At 31.3% G+C, this 6,580-nt stretch carries 6 protein-coding genes and 1 pseudogene; 3 read left to right on the top strand and 4 right to left on the bottom strand.

Going from position 1 to position 6,580, the window contains the following annotated elements; genetic code table 11:
• Positions 1–224, top strand: a pseudogene (locus WBN21_RS15990) (cation diffusion facilitator family transporter); the annotation flags it as partial.
• 100 nt (positions 225–324) lie between these two features.
• A complete protein-coding gene (locus tag WBN21_RS15985) occupies positions 325–768 on the top strand; it encodes a GNAT family N-acetyltransferase (RefSeq protein WP_424202037.1) in 444 nt (147 codons plus the stop codon).
• On the opposite strand, the gene WBN21_RS15980 is transcribed toward WBN21_RS15985, so the two are convergent.
• The 4 genes from WBN21_RS15980 to rnpA form a co-directional block, all read right to left on the bottom strand.
• On the bottom strand, positions 769–2,175 hold the full coding sequence (locus WBN21_RS15980) for a T9SS type B sorting domain-containing protein (RefSeq protein ID WP_424202035.1): 1,407 nt from the start codon (positions 2,173–2,175) through the stop codon (positions 769–771).
• 6 nt (positions 2,176–2,181) lie between these two features.
• Positions 2,182–3,045, bottom strand: a complete 864-nt coding sequence (locus tag WBN21_RS15975) for an OmpA family protein (RefSeq protein WP_424202033.1) — start codon at positions 3,043–3,045, stop codon at positions 2,182–2,184.
• A 110-nt stretch (positions 3,046–3,155) separates the two neighbouring features.
• Positions 3,156–4,790, bottom strand: coding sequence for a S41 family peptidase (locus WBN21_RS15970; protein ID WP_424202031.1), 1,635 nt, complete (start codon positions 4,788–4,790; stop codon positions 3,156–3,158).
• Between the two features lie 7 nt (positions 4,791–4,797).
• Entirely contained in the window at positions 4,798–5,175 is a 378-nt protein-coding gene (rnpA, locus tag WBN21_RS15965) for a ribonuclease P protein component (RefSeq protein ID WP_424202039.1), read from the bottom strand.
• A 133-nt stretch (positions 5,176–5,308) separates the two neighbouring features.
• Between rnpA and WBN21_RS15960 the strand changes: the two genes are divergently transcribed.
• A partial coding sequence (locus tag WBN21_RS15960; RefSeq protein ID WP_424202029.1) for a CBS domain-containing protein occupies positions 5,309–6,580 on the top strand: 1,272 nt, incomplete at its 3' end.

The following is a 6,580-nucleotide window of genomic DNA, read 5'->3' as shown; positions in this document are numbered from 1 at the left end:
ATGCTATTAAAAACGTGCATCATGTGCATGTTTGGCAACTTAATGAAGATGAAATTCATTTAGAAGCTCATATTGATTTTGAAAAGGATATCACCTTATCTGAATTTGATATTATTTTGCATAAAATCGAAGATTTCGTGTATCATAACTACGATATTAACCACGTAAATATTCAACCGGAATATGGAAAGGATGATGCTAAGGATGTGATTGTGCAGGATTAATTATGTTATTTTTTCATTTCCGTGATTACGGAAATCTTTTTAATACTAATGTCATTTCATAATGGATTCCTGCGACGGCAGGAATGACAAAATAAATTTAATGCTAAAAATTAAAGTCAAAACTTTTGAGGAACTCACTAAACAGGAGTTATACCACTTACTTCAATTACGAAGCGACGTTTTTGTAGTAGAGCAAAATTGTGTGTATCAAGATCTTGATGGAAAAGATGAAAAAGCACTTCATGTATTAGGTTTTAAAAACTATAAGTTGGTGGCTTATACACGTATTTTTAAACCTGGCGATTACTTTGATTTGGCTAGTATTGGTAGAGTAGTAGTAGCTAAAATTGAAAGACAACACCAATATGGTTTTGATATTATGAACGCTTCCGCGGAAGCGATAAAAAATCATTTTAAGGAAACCTCTATAAAAATTTCAGCACAAGTTTATCTAAAAAAATTCTATAACAGTTTAGGATTTAACGAAATAGGCAATGAGTATCTTGAAGATGATATACCACATATTGCCATGATAAAAAATTAGTTATCGTTTCAAAGCAAAATACCCTCGTAAAACTTCATGGGTGTTTAATACAATTTCGTACCAATAACTATCACTACTTAATAATTTTCCATTAAAAGTACCATCCCAACTAGCTTTTGTATTTGGTAAAAACTTAATAAGCTTTCCATGGCGGTTATAAATAGAAATATTATTTACAAGGTTTAATTTATCATAAACTTGCCAAAAATCATTAAAACCATCATTATTAGGTGTAAAGTATTTAGGGATAAAATAATCTTCATTATTTATAAAAACAGAAAAACTACTTTCATTACTATAACAAGGCGTGTCATTAAAAATATAAATAGTTTGCGTGGTTGTAATTTGGTCTCCAGCATTTAATAATGTGCCCATGCCACCAGACTCACTAAAATAATTACCATTGCTAATTGTTGGTAATATGAAACTTGTTCCGATAACATCTTCTAAAGAATCAATAGGTATAAAATTGCTGCATACTTCAGGTGAATTTACATAGTTTGAAAATGTGGTTGGAACCCAAGAAGTATGACTTTCGTTAGGATTATCGACAACAACACAATTTAAATCTGGATTAGATTCAAAGTTCATTAAAACTATTTTATTATTGTTTCCATTTTTTAAATTCAAACTACAAAGGTTATTAAAACTGCAGTCAACATCCGTTAGGTTAGGATTTTGAGAAAGGTCCAGTCTTGTTAATTCATTACTTGAACAAATTAATACCGACAACCGATTATTATTGAATAAGTTTAAATTGGTAATTTGATTTTGTTCACATGATAAATAAGAAAGGTTTGTATTATCATTCAGATTTAAAAACGTTAAAGCATTATTCCCGCATTGAAGCCTGCTTAATACGATACTATTAGAAATATCGATTGTGGTGATTTGATTGCGCTCGCAAACCAATACATTTAGGTTTATATTATTAGAAGCATCAAGGCTTGTTAATTGATTGTCTTCACAACGCAATGAAATTAAACCAGGGTTTTGCGTAACGTTTAGAGTTAATAATTGGTTATTAAAACACCATAATCTGACTAAGTTTGGTTGGTTGCTTAGGTCTAAATTGGTAATTTGATTATCGCTACAATACAACTCAGTTAAGTTGGTGTTCTGATCAATATTTAAAACGGTTAATTGGTTGTCCGAACAATCTAAATTAGTGAGACCAACAAAATCCTCAATACCTGTTAAATCTAATATATTTCTGCTTGTAATATCTAAATCAGTTATGCCGCTTATGTTTGATGTTAATACAAAATCATCTAAAGGTGCTGTATCATAACCTAAATCAATGAGGGCTTGTTCAAAATTATCGTCAGGAACAAATGTGTTTTGTGAAAGGCTGTTTAAAGAAATGAAACAGAAACTAATTATAATAAACTTAGTTTTGAGGCACATGGAAGTTTATTTAGCTTGTTCACCAGTATAGGTGATAAGTATTTCTACACGCCTATCAAATTCAGGATCGCCACCTAGCGGAAATTTTCTCCGCATTCCAATATGTCGCATGCGTTTTTTGTCAATACCTTTTTTAATAAAATAATCGTAAACGTATTCGGCCCTCGCTTCAGATAAATCTCGTTTTTTAGTTTTTCTATTTAATGCATCTCTAGTGTTTTGAGTACAACACACATGCCCTTGAATGGTAAAATAAATATCTTCACGCTCAAGAAGCGCATTAGCAATAGATTCCAGAATTTTTTTAGAACTTGATGTGACCGTTGGATATCCCGTTTTAAAAAGAATATTTTTAAATAAAATTTTATCACCTTTTGCACCATCTTTTATAAGGTCAACAACGTTTTTATCTTTTTTAGGTTTTGGTGTACTATCTAATACTTTTATAACAACTGGTTTTGGTGGCTTTGCTTTTACAATAATTTCAACTTTTCGGTTTAAACCTCTTATTTTTAAAAGATTTTCTTCTTCAATAATTTTAAGTAGTATTTTGCCTTTGCCATCTACATTAGTTATTAAAGTTTCACTTATTTCGTTATTTGCAAAAATGGCTTTAATGGCATCTGCGCGTTGTTGTGAAAGTATTAAATTGTAGGAGTCTGCCCCTCTATCATCACAAAAACCAAATATTGAAATGGACTCAATATCAATATCATTTAATTTAGAAATAAATAATAATAAGCGGTTTTCTTCTGTACTTGGAACCTCGTATTTATCGGTGTCAAAATAAACCTCTTGTGTTAATTCTTTTTGAGAAAAAGAAAAAACACTACTGAGAGTAAATAATATTAGTACCAATAATTTATTCATAAAAGGGCGTTGAATAGGTGATAAATATACTATTTTTAATCTAAAACCATGCCAGAAGCCTATATATAAAGGGTTTTGTTTAAAATTCTTATAGCATTAAAAGATGAAATTTATTTTAAATAACCTTGATATATTGATTGGTTTTCAAGTATTTCTGTGGCTTTTTTAATCTCTGGATCATGTATTTCTAAATACTCATAAAGACCTTCTCTATACACGTAACGTTTCACAATATCTTGAGTTAGTGACTCTAATAAATATGCCTTATTTTCATCAATAACTTGAGTTTTAGAGCTGTTTAAATTAGAAATAAGGGTATTATAATCGCTTTCAATGTTATCGTTTAGTTCTTCTTTTTTGGCAGTTTCAAATGCTTTTTGAAGCGCTTTTTCTGTATCTGTTTCAAAAGAAAAGTTGTTCGTTTTTAAGTAGTTTTTAAATTCTGAAAAATCTTTATCAGTAAGGCTTAAGGTGTTTATATCATTAATAGTATGGTTGTAATAATAGTTAGTGGCATAATCAAAAATTAAATTGTTATTTTCTATGGCAGTAGTAATAGGTGATATTTTATTAGAGCCTATTTGCACATCTGGAAACACACCACCGCCATCAAAAACTTGTCGGCCATTTTTAGTTTTAAAAGCATTATAGTTTTCTTGTTTAACCTTAACTGCTTCTCCTTTTTCGTTTCTATTCCAATAATCTAAAGATTGAATGCATCTTCCTGAAGGTGTGTAATATCTAGAAATGGTGATTTTTACCTGAGTGCCGTAGGTTAAAATTTTAGGGCGTTGAACTAAACCTTTCCCAAAACTTCTAGAGCCAACAATTACAGCACGATCTAAATCTTGAAGTGCGCCAGACACAATCTCGCTTGCCGATGCGCTACTTCCGTCAAGTAAAATCACTAATGGAATGTCAGCATCAATAGGGTCGTTTTTGGTAACATAGGTTCTATTATACTTTTTTACTTTCGATTTTGTAGTAACCACCAACTGATCTTTAGGCACAAATAGGTTTACAATTTTAATAGCCTCGTTAACCAATCCGCCAGGGTTTCCTCGCAAATCGAGAATTATAGTTTCTGCGCCTTGTGCTTTTAAATCGCGTAAAGCATAATTGGTTTCAGCATAGGCTTTTTTGCTAAATCTGCTTAAAACAATATAGCCTGTTTTGTCATTTATTAAAGAGAAATACGGTACCGCTTTAATTTCAACTTCTGCACGTTTTATAGTAGCAGTTTGAGTTTTCCCTTGACGTTTATAGATTACTTCAACCGAAGAATCTGATGTGCCTCTTAATAAATCGCCAGCATGGTCATCATAATCTTCAACTAGAATATTTCCTATTTTTATAATTTCATCACCAGCTTTTAATCCCGCATTGTCCGCTGGATAATCTTTATAAGGCTCAATAACAATTAACTTGTCTTTTAGGGTTTTTATTTTTGCTCCAATACCTGTGTAATCGCCCGTATTATTTATTCGAGCAGCTTCAACATCTTGCTCGTTCATAAAATTTGTGTACGGATCTAAATCTGCTAACATACTTTTAATAGCAGTATCCATTAATTCACCAGGATTGGTTTCATCCACATAATTCATGTTTAACTCCTTAAACAATGTGGTAAAAATTTCTATTTGTTTAGCTATTTCAAAAAAATCGTTTTTAAAAGCAGTTGTTGAAAAGAATACAACACAAGCTAGTATTGGGATAATGATTTTCTTTTTTAGTATGTTTTTCATGTGAATTTTATTTTTCTGAAATTTTGCTTGAAAACTTTTCAAACAAAACCTTCATTCTGGTTTCAACTTGGGTAAATGTGGGTTTGTCCTTGCCAATGTACAAAATCATAAACGCATGTTGCGTTGTTAAATTGTTAAAAAAGGTCGCTTTATTTAGTCGGTAAGCTTCTCTTAACAAACGTTTTATACGGTTTCTATCAACTGCTGTTTTAAAATTTCGTTTACTTACCGAAACGCCTGTTTTAGCAATAACTTCATCTTCAAAAGAAGCGCCTAAATACACCAAACGCAACGGAAAAGCAGAAACCGATTGCCCTTCTGTAAACAATTGGTCAATAAGTTTTTTGCTTTTAAGTTTATCTTTTTTAGAATAGGTTTTAGACATAGACAGATTTATGCTTACAAAAATAGGAATAACAATTAACACCATACACATAAAGACTTTATATGATATAAATCATTTTTAAAATGCCGTAAGTAGCGTAATTTAATCTCTTATAAACCAATTGAAAAGCGTCATGGGTGATTTAAATGTTTCTAAATTAAAATCGAAAAAAGATAGAGCAAATTATGTGCATCATTTATTAAATGATATAGAGGCGCTGGACCTCATGATTGAAAAGAATATGATTGAAGAAAAGCCTTTAAGAATTGGTGCAGAGCAAGAGTTTTGTATGGTAAATAATGAATTTTTACCAGAAAGCAAATCCTTAGAGCTTCTTGAAGATATTAATGACGAACATTTTACAACTGAAATTGGAAACTACAATTTAGAACTTAATTTAGACACCTTTGAGCTTGGTGGCGACTGTTTTTCAAAACTTCATGAACAATTAGAATCGTATTTAAATAAGGCTAAAAAAATAGCAGCAAAAAAAGACATTAAAATTGTGCTGACAGGCATTTTACCGTCATTATCTGTAAACAATGTTGGGGAAGATAACATGACCGACGTAGAGCGTTATTCTTTTTTAAATGATGCCATAAAACAAACCCGTAGAAAAAGTTTTGATATTCATATAAAAGGCGTGGATGAGTTGAATTTATTACACGACTCAGTAATGTTAGAAGGGTGTAATACCAGTTTTCAAATGCATTTGCAATTGCCCCAAAAAGATTTCGTAGATAATTACAATTGGGCACAAGCCATCGCCGGACCCATTTTAAGCACATGTACTAATTCTCCAATATTATTTGGAAAAGAATTATGGAGCGAGACTAGAATCGCATTATTTACTCAAAGCATTGATACTAGAGTAAACTCTTATTTATTAAACGAAATACAATCTAGAGTTAGTTTTGGTAACGATTGGGAACGAGGCACTATAACCGATATTTTTAAAAATAACATTTCAAGATTTAGAAGTTTTTTAACAACAGATTTCACACGAAATAGTGTAGATATGGTAAAAAACAACGAAATACCAAAACTTCGAGCTTTACAATTACATAATGGTACCGTGTATCCTTGGAATAGAGTATGTTATGGTGTAATGAAAGGGAAGCCAAACCTCAGAATTGAAAATAGATATATTCCAGCAGGTCCTACAACTGCTGATGAAATTGCTAATATGATGCTTTGGGTTGGTGTTATGATGGGAAAACCAAAGACTTTTAAAAACATTCATAAGCTTTGGGATTTTAAGGATGTGAAAAAGAATTTTTTTAATGCTGCGCGCTATGGTATGGCAACACAGTTTTATTGTAATGGTAAATATATATCCAGCCACAAACTTCTTTTAGACGATCTTTTACCAATGGCATACAAAGGGCTTTACTCGGTTTGCGTT

The organism is Algibacter sp. (assembly GCF_049667265.1).
Lineage (GTDB): Bacteria > Bacteroidota > Bacteroidia > Flavobacteriales > Flavobacteriaceae > Algibacter_B.
This window is presented reverse-complemented; position numbering and strand designations above follow the sequence as displayed.

Coding starts and splice junctions, on each gene's coding strand:
- WBN21_RS15985 (WP_424202037.1), top strand. CDS start 325: ATGCTAAAAATTAAAGTCAAAACTTTTGAGGAACTCACTAAACAGGAG.
- WBN21_RS15980 (WP_424202035.1), bottom strand. CDS start 2,175: ATGTGCCTCAAAACTAAGTTTATTATAATTAGTTTCTGTTTCATTTCT.
- WBN21_RS15975 (WP_424202033.1), bottom strand. CDS start 3,045: ATGAATAAATTATTGGTACTAATATTATTTACTCTCAGTAGTGTTTTT.
- WBN21_RS15970 (WP_424202031.1), bottom strand. CDS start 4,790: ATGAAAAACATACTAAAAAAGAAAATCATTATCCCAATACTAGCTTGT.
- rnpA (WP_424202039.1), bottom strand. CDS start 5,175: ATGTCTAAAACCTATTCTAAAAAAGATAAACTTAAAAGCAAAAAACTT.